This is a genomic window from Marinobacter persicus (assembly GCF_002934325.1).
GTDB lineage: Bacteria > Pseudomonadota > Gammaproteobacteria > Pseudomonadales > Oleiphilaceae > Marinobacter > Marinobacter persicus_A.
Genome location: NZ_PTIV01000090.1, coordinates 1 through 1,139 on the forward strand (window position 1 = coordinate 1; position 1,139 = coordinate 1,139).

Sequence of the window (1,139 nt, forward strand, 5' to 3'; positions counted from 1 at the left end):
GTTACTAATGGGTGCAAAAGTAAGCGAACATCATTTATAATGTAGGTATTATTCGTCAACTTTATCGGATACCTACACTCATGCGCCATGATGACGGTCGTAAACTTGATCACAAAACACTGGAAGCCATCCGCGTTCGAGCCGTTCAAAGAGTCATGGATGGCGAAAGTCCAGAAGTCGTCATCAAAGCATTAGGTATGAGTCGAGCCCGAATTTATGAATGGCTGGCTGCCTACCGCGAGGGTGGCTTTGACGCACTCAAGGCCAAACAGATTTCGGGTCGCCCCAAGAAGCTGAGCGGCGAACAGATTCGGGAGCTGTACACCTGGATCACTACTTTTACGCCGGATCAGCTGAAGTTTGATTTTGCCCTGTGGACCCGAGGTCGCGTGCGTGAATTGATCCGGCAAAAGTTCAATGTTCGACTCAGCGATGTCTCCGTCGGTCGACTGCTTCGCAATCTGGGGCTGACACCTCAGAAGCCGCTGCACCGGGCTTATCAGCAAAAGCCAGAGGCTGTGAAGCAATGGAAAGAAGAGACCTATCCGGAGATCCGCAAGGAAGCCAAGAAAGTCGGGGCCACCATCTACTTCGGCGATGAAGCCAGCATTCGATCTGATTATCACAGCGGCACAACCTGGGCGCCCAAGGGCGAAACTCCGATCATTCGAAATACGGGTAGTCGTTTCAGTATCAACCTGATCTCGGCCATCTCACCTCGTGGTGAGCTACGCTTCAAGACGATCCAGGGCACCATGAACACCGATGCTTTTCTCGGTTTCCTCAAAGCTTTGGTACAGGACGCTGACAAGCCGGTCTTCCTGATTCTGGACAACCACCCGGTTCATCATGCCCGACGGGTTCGGGAATATGTTGAGAGCCTTGACGGCAAACTCAGGCTGTTCTTCCTGCCGCCGTACTCGCCGGAACTGAATCCTGATGAGTCTGTTTGGGGCTATATCAAATACCACCACGTTGGCAAAAAGATCATTAACAGCAAAGAACAACTTCGCAGCATTGTTTACCGGCAGCTTCGGCGATTACAGAAGCTGCCACGGTTATTGAAATCGTTTTTCGGTCATCCGGATTTGGCTTATATCGCCGGATGATGTTCGCTTACTTTATTTCGGATTAGTAGT

Annotated in this window: 1 protein-coding gene; it reads left to right on the plus strand. The window is 50.7% G+C overall.

Annotated elements, in window-relative coordinates:
- The first annotated feature begins 80 nt into the window (after positions 1-80).
- Complete coding sequence (locus BY454_RS16715; protein WP_104417682.1) at positions 81-1,109, plus strand: IS630 family transposase; 1,029 nt, start codon at positions 81-83, stop codon at positions 1,107-1,109.
- Positions 1,110-1,139 lie beyond the last annotated feature (30 nt).